Annotated in this window: 15 protein-coding genes and 1 pseudogene; 8 read left to right on the top strand and 8 right to left on the bottom strand. The window is 62.4% G+C overall.

The window, feature by feature from the left end; genetic code table 11:
• Positions 1 to 1,229, top strand: a pseudogene (locus tag G9U53_RS07365) (DUF11 domain-containing protein); the annotation flags it as partial.
• Positions 1,230 to 1,307: 78 nt separating this feature from the next.
• Here the strand turns inward: G9U53_RS07365 and G9U53_RS07360 are convergent.
• On the bottom strand, positions 1,308 to 3,389 hold the full coding sequence (locus tag G9U53_RS07360; RefSeq protein WP_165638519.1) for a PhoX family phosphatase: 2,082 nt from the start codon (positions 3,387 to 3,389) through the stop codon (positions 1,308 to 1,310).
• 234 nt (positions 3,390 to 3,623) lie between these two features.
• Between G9U53_RS07360 and G9U53_RS07355 the strand changes: the two genes are divergently transcribed.
• From G9U53_RS07355 to G9U53_RS07325, 7 genes are all read left to right on the top strand, one after another.
• The gene (locus tag G9U53_RS07355; protein WP_228401538.1) at positions 3,624 to 3,860 is read left to right on the top strand and encodes a hypothetical protein; all 237 of its coding nucleotides are present in this window, start codon (positions 3,624 to 3,626) and stop codon (positions 3,858 to 3,860) included.
• Positions 3,857 to 4,795 (top strand): ABC transporter ATP-binding protein, encoded by a 939-nt coding sequence (locus G9U53_RS07350; protein ID WP_054828431.1) that lies wholly within the window; start codon positions 3,857 to 3,859, stop codon positions 4,793 to 4,795. The genes G9U53_RS07355 and G9U53_RS07350 overlap by 4 nt, the downstream gene beginning before the upstream one ends.
• Complete coding sequence (locus tag G9U53_RS07345) at positions 4,792 to 5,583, top strand: ABC transporter permease (RefSeq protein WP_003946064.1); 792 nt, start codon at positions 4,792 to 4,794, stop codon at positions 5,581 to 5,583. Before G9U53_RS07350 ends, G9U53_RS07345 begins: the two co-directional genes overlap by 4 nt.
• Before the next feature lie 21 nt (positions 5,584 to 5,604).
• Entirely contained in the window at positions 5,605 to 6,747 is a 1,143-nt protein-coding gene (locus G9U53_RS07340; protein WP_165638518.1) for a histidine kinase, read from the top strand.
• Complete coding sequence (locus G9U53_RS07335) at positions 6,744 to 7,358, top strand: response regulator transcription factor (RefSeq protein WP_003946002.1); 615 nt, start codon at positions 6,744 to 6,746, stop codon at positions 7,356 to 7,358. Before G9U53_RS07340 ends, G9U53_RS07335 begins: the two co-directional genes overlap by 4 nt.
• Positions 7,359 to 7,511: 153 nt before the next feature.
• Positions 7,512 to 7,919: a YciI family protein gene (locus tag G9U53_RS07330; RefSeq protein ID WP_165638517.1), complete on the top strand. Its 408-nt coding sequence runs from the start codon at positions 7,512 to 7,514 to the stop codon at positions 7,917 to 7,919.
• 8 nt (positions 7,920 to 7,927) lie between these two features.
• Positions 7,928 to 9,112 carry a DUF6596 domain-containing protein gene (locus tag G9U53_RS07325; RefSeq protein WP_165638566.1) on the top strand — a complete coding sequence of 395 codons (1,185 nt, stop codon included), beginning with the start codon at positions 7,928 to 7,930 and terminating at the stop codon, positions 9,110 to 9,112.
• On the opposite strand, the gene G9U53_RS07320 is transcribed toward G9U53_RS07325, so the two are convergent.
• The 7 genes from G9U53_RS07320 to G9U53_RS07290 form a co-directional block, all read right to left on the bottom strand.
• Positions 9,098 to 9,844, bottom strand: a complete 747-nt coding sequence (locus tag G9U53_RS07320) for an amino acid ABC transporter ATP-binding protein (RefSeq protein WP_003946070.1) — start codon at positions 9,842 to 9,844, stop codon at positions 9,098 to 9,100. The two genes, G9U53_RS07325 and G9U53_RS07320, sit on opposite strands and share 15 nt — an antisense overlap.
• Positions 9,845 to 9,848: 4 nt before the next feature.
• Complete coding sequence (locus G9U53_RS07315; RefSeq protein WP_003946057.1) at positions 9,849 to 11,666, bottom strand: ABC transporter substrate-binding protein/permease; 1,818 nt, start codon at positions 11,664 to 11,666, stop codon at positions 9,849 to 9,851.
• Positions 11,667 to 11,817: 151 nt separating this feature from the next.
• Entirely contained in the window at positions 11,818 to 12,732 is a 915-nt protein-coding gene (locus G9U53_RS07310) for an SMP-30/gluconolactonase/LRE family protein (RefSeq protein WP_165638516.1), read from the bottom strand.
• Between the two features lie 31 nt (positions 12,733 to 12,763).
• Positions 12,764 to 13,963, bottom strand: coding sequence for a zinc metallochaperone GTPase ZigA (gene zigA / locus G9U53_RS07305; protein WP_042450649.1), 1,200 nt, complete (start codon positions 13,961 to 13,963; stop codon positions 12,764 to 12,766).
• 98 nt (positions 13,964 to 14,061) lie between these two features.
• Positions 14,062 to 14,700: a nitrile hydratase subunit beta gene (nthB, locus tag G9U53_RS07300; protein ID WP_065351660.1), complete on the bottom strand. Its 639-nt coding sequence runs from the start codon at positions 14,698 to 14,700 to the stop codon at positions 14,062 to 14,064.
• 26 nt (positions 14,701 to 14,726) lie between these two features.
• Entirely contained in the window at positions 14,727 to 15,350 is a 624-nt protein-coding gene (gene nthA / locus G9U53_RS07295; protein WP_003946052.1) for a nitrile hydratase subunit alpha, read from the bottom strand.
• 73 nt (positions 15,351 to 15,423) lie between these two features.
• On the bottom strand, positions 15,424 to 16,989 hold the full coding sequence (locus G9U53_RS07290; protein WP_118605719.1) for an amidase: 1,566 nt from the start codon (positions 16,987 to 16,989) through the stop codon (positions 15,424 to 15,426).
• Between the last annotated feature and the right edge of the window lie 87 nt (positions 16,990 to 17,076).

Genomic DNA, 17,076 nt, shown 5'->3' with positions numbered 1-17,076 from the left:
CGGTTGTTCTGACCTACCAGGTCAAGGTCAATGCCGGTGTTGCCGGTGGCACGTTGATCAACAACAAGGTCACCGGTACTGCGAAGCCGCCGACGGGTCCGGAGATCACTCCTCCGCCGGTGACGACGGAGCATCCGGTGGATGGCACACCCGCGATCGAGGTACTGAAGTCCTCTGTTCCGTCCACCACGAACCGTGTGGTTGGCGGCCAGGAGATCACGTACACGCTCACGTTCAAGAATGTGGGCACCGCGGATGGTGAGGTCAGCTTCTACGACGATCTCACCGACGTTCTCGACGATGCAGTAATGACGAAGGATCCGGCTACCACTTCCACGCTGGTTGTTTCGGGTGTCGTCGACAACGTCTTCACGGTCACCGGAAAGCTGGCCAAGGGCGAGACCGCGACAGTGACGTACACCGTCAAGGTCAATCCTGAGATCGGAACGTTGTCAGGTCCCGGATTCACTCCGGGTGTCCTGAACAACTACCTGGTGGTTGGTGGCGAGAACCCGCCAGTGGACTGTGTCCCGGGCGACGCTCTCTGCACCGAACACCCGATAGACCCGCCGGAGACCACCACTACGGTGCCGCCGACGACCACCACGACGCCGCCGGTCACGACGGAGCCCTGTGTTCCTCCGACGACGACCACGCGGATGGTTCCGACCACAACAGCTGCGACGACGACGGCTAGCGCGATCACTGCCGGTGACGCTGATGTGACCGGTACGGAGGAATCCACCACCGCGGAGGAGACCACCACAGAGGAGACCACGACAGAAGAAGTTGTCGCGGAAGAGATTGTGGATCCGTGTGGCGTGACGACAACGACGCCGCCGACAACGACGCCGCCGACGACAACGCCGCCGGTCACGACAGTTCCGCCGACCACGACGGTTCCGAACACGACGGTGCCGGTTACACCGACGATCATCATTCCCCCGATCGTCGTTGTGCCTCCGATCGTCGTACCGCCGACGGTTCCGGGTCAGCCGGTTCCGAGCACGGTTCCGGGACAGCCGAAGCCGCCGACAGCAAACCCGGGTCAGCCGGGTCAGCCGAAGCCGTCTGCTCCTCAGGGCGGGACGATCAACTCGGGTGGTGGCGCTGGTGAGAGTGGCGTGAACACCGGGTTGCTCGCAGCAGGTGGATTGGTTCTGCTGCTGGCGCTGGGAACGGGTGTTGTTCTCCTGACGCGTAAGCGTCGCGAGGACGGTGACAACTGATTCTCTTGAGAATCTGAGGTAAACGACGTGGGGCAGATCGCAGAGTATGCGATCTGCCCCACGTCGTTTTCATGTGTGTTACGAGCCGAGCCGAGATCCGTCCTTCTTCCAGGCTGCAACTACCGACGGGCGAGGCTGGGCGGAACCACCGTCGGGCCAATGGGATGCGGGGCTTTCGATGCTGGCGTCGTCGGTCTCGCCGGGGTGCTGGACGCAGACGATGACGCGCTTCTCGTCCACGATGGGGCCGCAGGTTTCGGCGCCGACGGGAACGGTGAGGAACTGCTTTGTCTCACCGCGGTTTTCGCCTTCGAGGACAACGCTGAACAGCCCGTCGTTGGACTTGAGTGCGTTGCCGTCGGTGGAGATCCACAGATTGCCGTGCGGGTCGAAGGCAAGGTTGTCCGGGCATGAGATGGGGCTGACCTTGCTCTTGTCGAACCCGCCGAAGTAAGTATCGGCTGTGGCCGGATCTCCGCAGACGAGAAGAAGATTCCAGCCGAAGGTGGTGCCGGCGTGGTCGTCGGTGATTTCGAGGACCTGGCCGTTCTTGTTGTTGTTCCTCGGGTTCGCCTCGTCGGCCGCGGCGCCACCGTCGACTCCGCGCTTGGTGTTGTTGGTCAGTGCGACGTAAACCTTGCCGCTCTTCGGGTTTGCCTCGAAGTCCTCGGGGCGATCCATCTTCGTTGCCCCGACCTTGTCACCGGCCTGGCGGGTGAAGACGGCGACCTCTTCGGCGCTCATGCCGTCGACCAGCGATTCGCCCTTGCCGTGTTCGCCGGTGCGCAGGATGGCTACCCACTCGCCGGTTCCGTCGAACTTGCCGTCCGACGGAAGCTTGCCGCTGCCGTCGATCTCGCCGGCGGAGTTTCCGCTGAGCTTTGCGACGTACAGTGTTCCGGCGTCTAGCAGAGTCATGTTGTGGCGCATGGCCGCCTGACTCTTGCCGTCCTGCATCTTTCGGCTGGAGACGAACTTGTACATGTAGTCGAAGCGCTCGTCGTCGCCGCTGTAGGCGACGACGGTGCCGTCCGACGTGATGTAAATGGTGGCGGCTTCGTGCTTGAAACGTCCGAGCGCTGTGTGCTTGATCGGAGTCGACGACGGATCCCAGGGATCGATCTCGACGACGTATCCGAATCGGTTGACCTCGTTGGGTTCTGCGACCAGATCGAACCGCTTGTCGAATCGTTCCCACTTGCGCTCGGAAGCGGCACCGGCAAGACCGTAGCGCTTCAGTCGCGCTGCGACCGTGGGATCGGTGACACCCTCGGCGTTCGCGAAGTACTGGTTGAAGTTCTCTTCGCCGGAAAGCACTGTGCCCCAAGGTGTGACGCCGCCGGCGCAATTGTTGAGGGTGCCGAGCACTTTGGTTCCCGTGGGATCGGCACTCGTCTTGAGGAAGTCGCTGCCTGCAGCGGGGCCGGTCACGACAAATTCCGTGGTTCCGGTGATGCGGCGGTTGTTCGATCCGATCTCCGGTACGAGCTTGCCGTTGTCGGATTCGCCCTTGACCTGCACGACCGACAGTCCGTGGCTGGCCAGGCCGATCTTGAACTGCTCCTCGGTCGGGTTCTCCGCATCGTAGCCGCGGAACATCGCCGGCTCGGTGGAGTATTCGTGATTGACCACGAGTAGGTAGGTGTTGGGCTGCCCGTCGACCGGGAGCAATCCGGCGAAGTCGTTGTTGAATCCGAACTGCAGTTCCTGCGCTGCCGCAGTCTGCTTGTCGAAGTCGAAAGCCGGGGCGCCGGCGAGAACGGCGTCACCCCAGCGAATCACGACGGCTTGATCGTATCCGTCAGGGACGGTGACCTTGTCTTCCTTGTTGGGCGCGACAGCGCTGAAGTTCGTCCCCGTTGGTGTCGATCCGCCGCTGCTGCCGCTCGTCGATCCGGTTCCCGGTTCGGCACTTGCGGATTCGTCCGAACAGGCGACGAGGGCGCTGCCCGCTCCCACCGCGAGCACTGCCATGCCGCTGCCCCGGAGCAAGCCGCGACGACTCAGCGCTGTGCGTGCGATGTCGCGGAAGTACTCGCCGCCCGAGGTGTTGGGGACCTCGTGAGAGCACGCGTTTCCGCACTTGTACTGGCAGGTGATCGACGCGCGCGCAGACACGCCGTCGTGTTTGACGAACAAGGCCAAAGGCTTGATAGCCACCGTGAACTCCCGAGATTCGATGTACGGACTTCGGGAACCGTAGAAGCTCTAAGCAAGGGTAAAGGAACGTAAAAATGAACGGCAAAACAACGAGGTGACCCTTACCCGCGGTTTACGACGCGTCCCCGCGGGGACGTCGCATGACATTTGTCATCGCTGATCCGTGACGGTGTCACCGCAGGTGATGACGCAGTGCACTGTTTTCGGCTCTGACTTCCCGCGAAGCTTGGATGCATGAGAGAACCACATGAGGGAAGCCTCCTGACGGACCTGATGGACATCGGACCCGCACCCACGATGGGCCGCGAACTTGTTGTGATCGTCGTGAATATTGCGATCATCGGAGTGCTGTTCGCGATCATCGGCTCCAATCCCGTGTTCTGGATTCTTGTTGCCGCTCTCGCTGTCTATGCGGGTATCCGATTCGTGATCGGACTGCGCGGCTGGAACCGAGCGGAGGCGCAGCGATGAAGGGCGATCCCGTGATCGACGTAGTCGGAATGTCGCGGCGTTACGGCTCCGGTAAGGAGGCGTTCGATGCTGTTCGCAATCTGGATCTGAGTGTTCAGGAAGGCGAGCTGTTCGGCCTCCTCGGAACCAATGGTGCCGGCAAGACGTCCACTCTCGAAGTGATTCAGGGTCTTTCACGATCCAGTGCCGGAACGGTGCGCGTTCTGGGCATGGATCCGGTGCGCAACCGCAAGCAGATTCGCCCGTCGCTTGGCATCATGCTCCAGAAGGGTGGCTTGCCCCAAGACCTGACTGCTCGTGAGAGTTTGGCGATGTGGGCCGGAACCTGCTCGAATCCGCTGCCCGTGGACGAGGTGCTCGAGCGCGTGGACATGCGTGACCGTGGTGATACCCGCGTGAAGTTCCTCTCGGGAGGTGAGGCGCGGCGACTGGATCTGGCGTGCGCGATCATCGGCCGGCCACTCGTCCTGTTTCTCGACGAGCCGACTACTGGTTTGGATCCCGAAAGTCGACGTAACACTTGGCAATTGATCGCTGACTTGAAAGCGTCGGGCGTCACCATCATGTTGACGACGCATTACCTGGACGAAGCCGAGTCCCTGTGCGACCAGTTGGCGATCATGCACCGAGGATCGGTGGTGCGCAGCGGAACCGTGGCGGACGTCGTCGCGGATCATCCTGCCCAGATCAAACTGCACCGTCCCGGTCTTCCGCTCCCGGCCCTGGCCGGCGCCGAGGTACGCGTCGAAAACGATCTGGTGGTGATCACCACTCGCACAGTGCAGGAGACGCTGACGGAACTGCTGCTGTGGGCACAGCACAACAACATCCTGCTGACCGGCCTGGATGCCCGCGCGGCATCCCTGGAGACCGTATTCCTCTCCATTGCAGACCAATTCGATCATCACGCAACTCTCGAAGGAGCGTCGGCATGAACCGCATAGCAACCCTGTCTCGTTCGGAGTTCACGCTCCTGGGACGAAATCGACTGTTGCTCTTCAACGCAATCGTCCTCCCGTTGATCTTTCCCGTGGGGATGCTGTACCTGTCGCGCGATGGCGGGTTGTCCGACAAGTCGGTGTCGGCAGGCCTCGAGGTGTTTGCACTCTTCCTGCTCGTGTTCGTGGTCTTCTACAACCTCCTGTCGGTGTACGCGACGCGTCGTGACGAGTTGGTTCTCAAGCGACTACGGACAGGGGAATGCAGCGACGCCGAGATCCTCGCGGGCCCGGCAGTGCCGTCGTGGGTTCTCACCGGCCTGTTGACGGTGGTGATCGGAATCGCCGTGATGGTTCTGGGCGGTAGTGCTCCGGTCAATCCGGTCCTGGTGCTGGTCGCGGTGATCGGCGGCGCCGCGCTCTTCACGGCGCTGGCGTTGATCACTTCGGCTGTCACGCGAAATGCAGAGGCGGCGCAGATCACCTGCATGCCGATTCTGATTCTGGCGACGGCAGGTATGTCCTCGATCAGGAATGTCGTGCCGGACAACGTTGCTCGCATTCTCGATTTCACTCCGCTGGCCGCAGTAGTGGACCTTCTCAATCTCGGATGGCTGGGGCGGACCACTGGCGAACTGGCTGATCTGGGCGATGCGCCCGGTGCGGCAGCGGGATTTGTCGACACCTTCGGTTCGGCTGCGCAACCGCTGTTGGTCATGCTGGCGTGGATCGTCGGTTCGGTTCTGATCGCGAACGTCCACTTCCGCTGGGAACCGCGTTCGTAGAACTCTGAGAAGGTAGTGGGCATGATCGCGCAGAACTTCGGACGCTGGAATCCGAGACGGACGTGGCGAACCGCGTCGAACGTCGACAAGGTTCGCCTCTACACGCGGCAATCGTTCATCATGGTCGCAGTGGTTTTCGGTGGCTTCGGTGCGGTCACCGAGATAGTTGCGGATCGGTACCTGTCGGGTGTCTTCCTCGGAATCAGTGCCGTTGCGTGCGTCATCGCCGTGTCTCGGATGCCTGATCTGGGCGGAGTCGTGGCCAAGCCCGTCCAGATTCCTCTTGCCGTGATGACGTTGTCGGCGTTCTGCTCGGCGGGAATTGCCTTGGGAAGCAATGGCGAGAACGGCCCGTACTTCTGGCTGGCGGCAATCCTTGTCGTGCCCCTTGCGGGGTTGACGTCGTTGCGCTGGCTGATCGTGGGCTCGGTGGCCGCCGGGGTTGTACTGGGACTGCTTGCGGGTCCGGAAAGCGGCGTGTCCGTCGGAATCGTCGCCGCCTTCATGGGGCTGACCGTCTACATGTCGGTGTGGCTGCTGCGGATGGTCACCGAATTGGACGAGGCACGCGGAGCCGCTGCCGCTCTGTCCGTCGCCGAGGAACGGTTGCGATTTTCACGCGATCTCCATGACGTCGTCGGGCGGGCACTGTCTGCAATTGCGGTGAAAAGTGAACTTGCAGCTACTCTTTCACGACGCGGCGACGATCGTGCCGCCGCGCAGATGGACGAAGTACGCGAACTTGCGCAAGATTCACTCGACGAAGCGCGCGAGTTGGTTCGGGGATACCGGTCCATCGCCTTGGCGTCCGAGCTGGCCGGTGCGCAGTCTCTGCTCGAGGCCGCCGGAATCTCCACTGCGATACGTGGATCGGCAGATCAGCTGCCGGTGGAACTGGCCGAAGCTGCCGCCTGGGTCGTCCGTGAAGGCGTCACCAACATTCTCCGGCACTCCAGTGCCGAGAATTGCAGCATCGAAGTGTTCGCGGACGGCGTCGTGATCGCCAACGACGGCGCACGGATCGCAGAGCCGAACAACGGAACCGGCCTGAACGGATTGCGCGAGCGCGTCGGTGCCGTCGGAGGAATTGTCGAAACCGTGCAGGACGAAGATCGCTTCACCCTCACCGCCCACTTTCCGTCCCGAACGAAGGAGCCTCGGTGACCGAGCCGATCAAGGTACTGCTGGCCGACGACGAGAACCTGATCCGCTCGGCTCTGGCCATGATGTTGTCGCTCGAGGACGACATAGTTGTCGTCGCGGAAGCCGAATCCGGCGAGGATGCCGTGGTCGCTGCTGCAAAACATCAACCTGACGTAGCCGTGCTCGACCTTCAAATGGCAGGTATCGACGGCATCGAGACGGCGCAACAGATTGCGCAGACGGTCTCGGGGTGCGTCTCGATCATCGTGACGAGCCACGGGCGTCCCGGGTATCTGAAGAAGGCACTGTCAGCAGGCGTCCGAGGATTTCTGCCGAAGACGACGCCTGCGGCGACGCTCGCCGAGGTGGTCCGCAGCGTCCACGCGGGCGGGCGGTACGTCGATCCGTCGTTGGCTGCCGAGGCGATCGGCGCCGGCGACTCACCGCTTACTCCGCGCGAAGCGGACGTACTCGAGTACGCGGCCGACGGAGCATCCATCGAGCAGATCGCTTCCCGGGCACACCTCTCGGCAGGAACCACCCGGAACTATTTGTCGTCAGCTGTCACCAAACTCGGTGCTGCCAACCGGCACGAAGCAGCGGTGATCGCCCGCCGGCAGGGGTGGATTTAGGGCCTCCGGCCCCCGTGCGCCTTTCTGGTTGCGGGCACTACCAAAAAGGCGCACAGGGCCGAAGGCCCCGCGATGTCGAGAATCCCCGACTTGCTTCGTCCCTGTAGTGAAGTGCGACCAGAATGGGTGGCACCGACACAGAGGAGATTCACGATGGCCAAGTACTTGCTGCTCAAGCACTACCGCGGCGCTCCGGCTGCAGTCAACGACGTGCCGATGGACGAGTGGACGCCGGACGAGATCACTGCCCACGTGAAGTACATGCAGGACTTCGCGGATCGGCTCGAGAAGGCGGGCGAGTTCGTCGACGGTCAGGCTCTCGCTCCTGAGGGCACTTTTGTCCGGTACGACGGTGAGGGTCGCCCGCCGGTCACCGACGGTCCGTTCGCGGAAACCAAGGACCTCATTGCCGGCTGGATGGTGATCGACGTCGACAACTACGACCGTGCCGTCCAATTGGCCGGCGAGCTTTCGGCCGCGCCCGGCGCAGGCGGGAAGCCGATTCACGAATGGCTCGAACTGCGCCCGTTCCTGACCGAGCCGCCGACCATCACGGACTGAAACCTGTCATGGACGACGCCCTGCTTCGGAGTCTGACTCCGAGCGTGCTCGGCATCCTCGTCCGCCGCGGAGCAGATTTCGCGTCGGCCGAGGACGCCGTGCAAGACGCTCTGCTCGAGGCGGTCAGGACCTGGCCGGACAACCCGCCGCGGGACCCCAAGGGCTGGCTGGTCACAGTGGCCTGGCGGCGGTTCCTCGACGGGATCCGGTCGGATGCGGCTCGTCGCAAGCGGGAGTTTCTGGCTGACGAGCAGCCAGGCGAGCGGCCGGTCAGCGGGTCGGTGCCGGGCGTGGACGACACACTCCAGCTCTACTTTTTGTGCGCGCACCCGTCGTTGACGCCGTCGTCCGCCGTCGCACTCACGCTGCGCGCTGTCGGCGGGCTGACCACCCGCCAGATTGCGCAGGCCTACCTGGTGCCCGAGGCGACTATGGCTCAGCGCATCAGCCGAGCCAAGCGCACGGTCTCCGGCGTCCGGTTCGAGCAACCCGGCGATGTCGCCACCGTCCTGCGTGTCCTCTATCTGGTCTTCAACGAGGGGTACTCCGGCGACGTCGACCTGGCTGCCGAGGCCATCCGGCTCACCCGGCAGTTGGCGGCCGCGATCGATCACCCCGAAGTCGCAGGGTTGCTCGCACTGATGCTGCTCCATCACGCTCGTCGAGCCGCGCGAACTGCCGCGGACGGCAGTCTGGTTCCGCTAGCCGAGCAGGATCGCAGCCGGTGGGACACCGATTCGATTGCCGAAGGAGTCGCAATCCTCCAGTCAGCTCTCGCCCGCGACCGGCTCGGTGAGTTCCAGGCCCAGGCCGCCATTGCTGCACTCCATGCCGACGCTCTCACAGCAGACGAGACCGACTGGGTGCAGATCGTGGAGTGGTACGACGAACTCGCAGCCTTGACCGACAGCCCGATTGTCCGGCTCAACCGAGCGGTGGCCGTCGGCGAGGCAGACGGACCACGCGCCGGATTGGCAGCTCTTGCAGCGCTGGACGATTCACTTCCACGCCATGCCGCAGTCGAGGCCTATCTGCGTGAACGCGACGGAGACCTCGAGTCGGCGGCGAGGTTGTATGCCGATGCAGCGCACAAGGCATCCAACCTCGCCGAACGCGACCATCTGATGCTTCAGGCGTCCAGGATCAACGCCCGTCGATCTCCTGCAAGCGCCCCTGAGTCAGAGAACCTGTGAGAGGAACGCTTGCAGTCGATCTGTTTCGGGATCGTCGAAAAGCTGTTCCGGAGTACCGGTTTCGACAACGGCACCGCGATCCATGAACAGCACCTTGTCGGAAACGGAACGCGCGAAACCCATTTCGTGCGTCACGACGACCATAGTCATGCCGGACTTCGCGAGATCGGCCATCAATGCCAGAACACCCTTGACCAGTTCGGGGTCGAGAGCTGACGTCGCCTCGTCGAAGAACATGACCTCGGGCTTCATCGCCAGGGCGCGGGCAATGGCGACGCGCTGCTGCTGACCACCCGAAAGGTTGCCGGGCCGCGAGTCGGCCTTCTCCCTGAGCCCCACCAGATCCAGCTGCTCGAGCGCGAGCGCCCGAGCTTGCTCCTTCGACAAACCCTTGAGCTTGTTCGGCCCGAGTGCGATGTTCTCGGCGACGGTCTTGTGTGGGAACAGGTTGAAGTGCTGGAACACCATGCCGATCCGCTGGCGTAGCTCGTCGGGGTTGTCCTTCAGGACGGACTTCCCGTCGAGCAGCACGTCACCCTGCTCGGGCTCGTGCAAGCGGTTCAGCACGCGCAGGAGCGTCGACTTGCCCGAACCGGAGGGCCCGATGACGGTGACGGTGTTTCCGGCGTCGACGTGCAGGTTGACGCCGCGAAGCACCTTGTTGGTACCGAAGGACAGATGCAGGTCCTTGCCGGTGAGCGATACGGACTTCAGTTCAGAGCTGGTGGTCATGTCCTCAGCCCCTTTCCACGACGATGGCCTGCTCGAGCGGATCCAACGTGCCTGAAGTGTCGGCGCGTCCGGTCCGGAGTCGGTTGTCGATGTAGTTGACGAGGTGCGTCAGCGGGATGGTCAGAGCAAGGTAGAACAAGCCTGCCGCAACGAGCGGGGACAGGCTGCCGGTCTGGGCGTTGAGATCACGTCCGACGGCAAAGAGTTCCCGCTGGGTGACGAGCAGACCGAGGAAGTAGATCAGCGACGAGTCCTTGATCAGCGAGATGAACTGGTTCATCAACGCCGGCAGAACGCGTCGTACACCCTGCGGGATGACGACCAGCGACATGGACTTTCGGTAGCTGAAACCGAGGGCACGTGAAGCCTCGAGCTGCCCGGACTCGACGCTCTGGATTCCGGATCTGAAGATCTCACCGATGTATGCCGACGCGAGCAGTGACAGCGCCGCGACACCGAGCCAGTACGGATTGCTACCGGTGATTCCCTTGACGATCGGTCCGACGCCGAGCCCGATGATCAAGATGATGACGACTGCGGGTAGGCCACGGAAGATGTCGGTGTAGACGCGGGCCGGCCAGCGCAGCCAACGGGTGCGCGAGATACCGGCGACAGCGAGCAGCATGCCGAGGATCGTGCCGATGATGCCGGACGCGAGCGCAAGGATCAGGGTGTTGGGAAGACCGGTCTTGAGGAGATCGGGGAATGCCTTCTTGTACAGATCCCAGTCGAAGAACGTGTCCTTGAGCTGTTCGAGCGTCGACTTCGGTTGGTACGACGCGGTATCGCCACCGTCGCCGTTCGCTGCGTTTTCCGCGGCAATGGCTGCGAAGTCGGGCAGTTCCGGAGTGGCCGCGGCCTTGGATCCGGGCTTCCAGCCTTCAGGGAGTTGGCGCGGTACCCAGTCGGCGTACAGCTGAGACCAGGTTCCGTCGTCGATGACTGCGTCGAGGCCGGAGTTGAGGGCGTCGATCAGCGGCTGGTTTTCCTTGTTCACCGCCCAGCCGACGAAGTTGTTGACCGAGAAGGTGTTCTGGATGATCGAGGTCGGATCACCGGGAGCGATTGCACCTTCGGCCTGCTGAGACGGAGCTACCCAGGCGTCGATCTGTCCGGACTTGAGGTTCGCGTACGCCGTGGCGTAGTCGGGAAACTTCACGGGATCGAGCTTGAGCGTGTTCACGACGTAGTCGTCCTGCACGGTTCCCTGCACGACGCCGATGCGCTTGGAGGCATCCAGGTCTCCGAAGCCGGTGATCGGGCTGCCGTTAGGCACGACGAGGGAGAAGTATCCGAAGTCGTAACCGTTGGTGAAGCCGACGGTGTTGCGACGGTCGTCCGTGGTGGTGATGGACGACGAGCCGACGTCGAAGCGTCGACCGGCAACCTGGGCGAGAAGCCCGGCGAACTCGGTGCCGACGAACTCGACCTTCAGGCCCAGCTTGTCCGCGACGGCCTTCAGCAGCTCGTTGTCGTATCCGGTGTACTGATTCTCGGAGTTGACGCAGATGCTCGGGGGCGCGTCACCGAGCGTGCCGACCGTGATGACCCCGGGTTTGATCAGATTCAGCTTCGAGGTGTCGATCTGATCGACCGGGGTGACGGTGGCCGTGGTGTAGCGGTCTTCGGCGCCCGCACCCGCTGCCGCGTCCAGATTGGTGGGCGCCGCGGTTGCAGCTCCCACTCCTGGAGGTGCACACAGGTCTGTGGGGGCTGCCGACGAATCCGAGCCACTCGAGCACGATGACAGAGTCAGCGCCAGGAGGGCAGTGAGGAGCAGTGCCACCACCAGACGGATCTTCGCTGCGACGGAAGAAAACATGCGTGCAGCGTAAACCTAAGGGTAGCCATTTCTCCGTGTAGAACTGTTGACAGTTTTCGGACAAGGGGCCGTTGCGCTGCGGGCATGCCTTCAAATCAGCGTGATTTTAAGTATCGCCAGGTCGGGGAATCTCGTGCCGAAGAGATCGGCGTCAGCGGACGGGTGCGAGTTCGACGCCCGACGGAGGTACCAGGCGACGCAGCGTTCCGTCGAAGCCGGTGACGTAGAGCGCCCAGCCGTCGCCGTCCTGTCCGATACGCACGGAACTCGGCCCGTTCCACCCATTCGACAGACCCGAAGCGACGACGCAGGAAGTGCCGGTTTCAGGGTGTACGCGATAGATCGAGCCTTCGACGTGAGCAGCGGCGTAGAGCATTCCATCCTGCGACATGGTCAGATCGTCGAGTCCGGGTATCAGGCTCGGGACCGTCGCTACAACTGTCCACGCGTCAGGGGTATCCAAGGGCACTCGAATGATCTGACCGGTGAACAGGTCATCGGTGTACACGGCTCGATGATCCGGACTGAGCGCGAGTCCCTCCGAACGCGGCACTGTCGACCAATTGGGGACGACGGCTCCGGAGTCGTGCAGATAGCGCGAGACGCCCTTTGGCGGACCTCCTTCTGTTCCGACCCACGTGGTCAGCAGATCGCCGTCGGGAAGCCGGAGCAGGCCGTTGCCCGCGAAGTCGACGGGTGCGGACAGCTGATCCGTCGAGGTGTCCAGGTGCCACAGCTTGCCGTCCTGTCTGGTGAGGAAGGACAGCCTCGAACCGTCGAGTTGCAAACCGCCAGGGGCAGCCATGTCGTCGAGGACAGTTCGTACCTGTCCTGCGGCGTCGACGTGATAGATCTTCGACTCGCCGGAGAGGTAGAACCCGCCGTCGTCATCGGGCTCGAGGTTTTCGAGCTGTTCCAACCCTTGCGCTACGGTTTCGACCCGCCACTCGCCGCACATCGGCGCGACTGTCCAGGTGGCCCCCGCCGGCGTCACCGCGGCCACGGTCCCGGCTGCGATCGCCGCGACGATCAACAACGCCCGAGTTCGGTTGCGTGATACCCCCATTGCGCACAACTTACGGCAAACCGGACCAATATCAAACGGTCTGGTCGGTATAGCCGACGCCCAGAGGGTCGCTCCAGGTGGTCCACACGTCTGGCCCGAGTTCGATCTCGGCTGTGGTGAGTAGACACGCGTCGAGTTCTCGGTGCAGTCGAGACGGGTCGATGGATTGGCCGATGAAGACGAGTTCTTGTCGGCAGTCTCCGACGGGTTCTTCCCACTTGTCGAGGATTCCGTCACGACGGTAATCGTCGGCCGGCCACTCGTCACGGGGTAGAAACTTCCACCAACGGCCGACGTATCCGTGGCGAATGAGATGACCGGCCTGAGAAATACTCCCGATCTCGGTGAACCGGCCGGCATTCCAGTAGTAGCCCTTGGCCCGAAGTAACTTTCCGTTGGTCCACTCGCTGCTGAGGAAATCATGCAGCCGTTGGGGGTGGAAGGGTGCGCGCTCGCGGTACACCACCGAACTGATTCCGTACTCTTCGGTTTCGGGGATGTGTTCACCTTGGAGTTCTTGTAACCATCCGGGGGCCTGTGCAGCCTTTTCGAGCGAGAACAAACCGGTGTCGAGAATCGTGTCGAGTGGGATGCGACCGAGCGTCATCGGAACTATCGCAGCGGATGCGTTCAAAGAGCGCAGGACTGCGGTCAATTCGACCAGGTGCTGGTGCGAGACGAGATCGGCCTTGCTCACCAGGATGACGTCGGCAAATTCGATCTGATCGACAAGCAGATCCGCGATGTCTCGTTCGTCTTCCGGGGCATCGGCTTCGACGCGGCCCCCAGCCGTGTAGTCGCGCAGAAAACTGTGGCCGTCGACGACGGTGACCATGGTGTCGAGTCGGGCGACGTCGGCGAGGGCGTGGCCGTCGGTATCGATGAATGTGAACGTCTCTGCGACGGGAAGCGGTTCGGAGATGCCCGAAGATTCGATGAGTAGGTAGTCGAATCGGCCATCGGCGGCCAAGGCACTGATCTCGGAAAGAAGATCCTCTCGCAGAGTGCAGCAGATGCAGCCGTTGGTCATCTCGACCAGTTTCTCCTCGGAGCGACTGAGCGAGATCTCACGCTCGACTTCTGCACTGTCGATGTTGATTTCGCTCATGTCGTTGACGATCACCGCGACCCGCCGACCCTCTCGATTTCGCAGGATCTCGTTGAGTAGTGTCGTCTTCCCGGCGCCCAGGAAACCTGACAGCACCGTGACCGGAAGTCGTGTGTCGACCATGATTTCCAGTGTCCTTCCGAATGAGAGAATTGCTGTGATCAGGCGGCGGTCACGCGAAACGCTGTGATCGCGTGACCGCCGCCCGGAATGTTGGACGATCAGGCCGCAGGCTCGAGGTAACCCTCGAACAGGTCGACTACTACGCTGCCGCCGTCGGTGTCGCTACCGAACAATTCCTCGGCGGCGAACTTCACGTGGTACGTCGGTCCTTCGCCGGCGTCGTTGCGCCCGTGGCCGATTGCGTCGGGAAACGGCCACTTCTCGGTAGTCCGATGAGAGATGGTTCCCACTCGTCCGCGGCAGTACGCAGGCATTCGAATATGCCCCGGAACGTACTCGTCGCGCACGCGTACTCGCTGACCGACTTCGAAGGTGGTCGTCTCGACGGGTGCCGGACGCCCTTCGGATTCGCTTGGCCGCGACAGTGGGAACGGTCCCCCTGCAAGGCTTTCGAGTTCTTCCTGCGTCAGGATTCCCTTTTCGACCATCAGTGTCGCGACGCCGATGACGTACCTCTCGTAGTACGGGGTCATCATGTAGTGGCGTGGTTCCATCCGCTCGACGACGTATCGAACTTCGTCGACGCTGAATGCCCCGAGTTCGGCGACACCGGCGAACATCAGGCTGTACGGCAGGTGTTCCCACTCGGCGTGGAAGGTGGGGCCGATGTCGGCGTTGACGGTATGCGGGACTTTGCCGAAGCCTTGAACTCCGGCAAGATCGTGTACTCCATCCATGGTGTGCTTCTTTCTTGTCGGGGTGATCAGACGGTGGGGACCTGCGGGACTGCGACGCCGATCAGGCAGTCCTTGGTGACGATTTCCTGCAGTTGTTCCTGGCTCCAGCCTTCGGTGCCTGCGGGACGTTGCGGGAGAACCATGTAGCGAGTTTCGGCGGTGGTGTCGTAGACGCGGATCTCGACGTCCGACGCGATCTCGGTTCCCATCTCGGAGAGAACCTTCCGTGGCTCACGCACCACTCGCGCACGGTATTCGAAACTCTTGTACCAGGTAGGGGGCAGGCCGAGAATGGGCCACGCGGTGCATGAACACAGCGAGCACACGATCACGTTCTTGAGGGTCGGGGTGTCTTCGACTGCCACGATGTATTCGCCCTGGGGGCCCAGATATCCGTACTGGGCAACCGCGGCGGTACCGTCGGTGAGAAGCAGTTGCCGGAAATCGGGGTCGGTCCACGCCCGCGCGACCAATTCCGCTCCGCGCCTTGGACTGAAGTCCTCCTCGAAGGTCTTCTTCCATCCCTCGACGTAACCGTCGGGTACCAATCCCTTACCGTCGAGTGCGCGAAACAGGGCCCACGCGCGATCGGAGACCGGCGCCTGGGCCGGTGCGGCGTTCTCCGTTGTGTGGTCGATCGTTACTGACATCTGGTTCACCTTTTCTATGCGGGCTGATCATGTGTGAATCGGTGGAATTTGTTGTGCAAGTGCGGATACAGAACTAGGTGAGGCTGAGTTGTGGTGCAGAGTCGGAGATGTGGTCGGCAGGCGTCGGAAACGCGCCGCGAAGCTTTTCGAATGCGCGCCCGACCCGGAGGACCGTCGCATCGTCGAAGGTCTTGCCGGTGATCATCATTCCGACCGGAAGCCCGTTCACCAGGCCGGCGGGAACGGACAGGGACGGGTGTCCGGTCACGTCGAATGGTGCTGTGTTGGCGATCATCCCGAGAGCCTTCGTGATGAAGGTTGCACGATCCACGTCGTTCGCCGGTAGTTCGGATGCGACGTAGGGCAGTGTGGGCATCACCAGGACGTCGAATTGTCTCAAGGCAGTGTCGTAGGCGGCGCGGGCGAGCGGTACGAGGTTCCGGGCTTTGCCGTAGCTCGCGCCGCCGAGGGTGGTGATGCCGTGGTGGCCGGTCAGAGCCACCAGTTTGACGGTTTCGGACAGAGCGTCGGCGTGCTGAAGGCGTCGAGAAGCAAAGTGTGCCATCAGTTCCGGATCGTACAAACCTTCGGCGTTCATGCCGTATCCGTTGCCGTCCAACATCTGGTAGGCACCACCGTCCGTGGCGATCACGTTCCAGATGTGGAAAGCATGTAGGTGCCACGGGATGTTTACTTCCTCTACCGTGCAACCGATTTCGGCCAGACTGTGTGCCGCTGCGCGGACTGCGTCGTCGACCTCGGGCTGTGAGACCGCGTGCCCGAAACCTTCTCGAACGATCCCGATTCGCAGACCATCCACATCGGAGTCGAGGGTGGACAGATAGTCACCTGCTTCGACGCTGTCGGCTTGGCGTGGGTCGTTACCGTCGCGACCGGCGATGACCGAGAGCATCAGTGCGGCATCGTGGACCGTGCGTGTGATCGGGCCGAGATGGTCGATTGTTCGCTCGATGGGAAATGCACCGGTATACGGGACGAGCCCGAACGTCGGCTTGTGTCCGACGACGCCGCAGAATGCCGCCGGGATCCGGATCGATCCACCCTGATCCCCGCCGATGGCAAAATCGACGTCACCGTTTGCGACGAGAGCCGCACTGCCACCGGATGATCCACCTGCTTCACGCTGTGGGTCCCATGGATTGCGGACCGGTCCGCTTGCCGGTGTGAAGCTCGAACCGGAGAAACACAGGTCCTCACACACAGCTTTGCCCGCGACGGTTGCACCGGCCGCCAGTAGTCGAGTGACCACAGTCGCGTCGCGAGACGGAGTGAACCCCTCTACTGTCCGAGACCCGTTCATCATCGGAACTCCGGCCACGGTCACGTTGTCCTTGATCGCCACGCGTCGGCCGGTCAGGACGCCGTCCGACGTCGGCGGGATGCTTGTGGTCACATACCAAGCGCTCAAAGGATTTTCGCTCGCTGTTGGCACCGTGTGCTCACGTGACGTGGTCGGCGGGGTTGCCTCGTCGGCGTACAACTGGTCGACGACGTCGTAGGAGCCCAGTGCTCCGTCGATCAGTGCCGGCCACTCGAGCCGGGCTGATTGGTCGAGAGTGATGCCGTAATGCTTTGCGGCGGTGTCTATTGCATTGTCGTCAGGTCGGATTGTCGCCATGAGAAGTGTGCTCCTGATGTGATCGGCTTCACTTGTCTTTCAGACTAGGGCCGGATCCATAATTGCGTCAATAGGTATCGACATATT

Source organism: Rhodococcus sp. D-46 (assembly GCF_011290655.1).
Classification (GTDB): domain Bacteria; phylum Actinomycetota; class Actinomycetes; order Mycobacteriales; family Mycobacteriaceae; genus Rhodococcus_F; species Rhodococcus_F qingshengii.
This window is presented reverse-complemented; position numbering and strand designations above follow the sequence as displayed.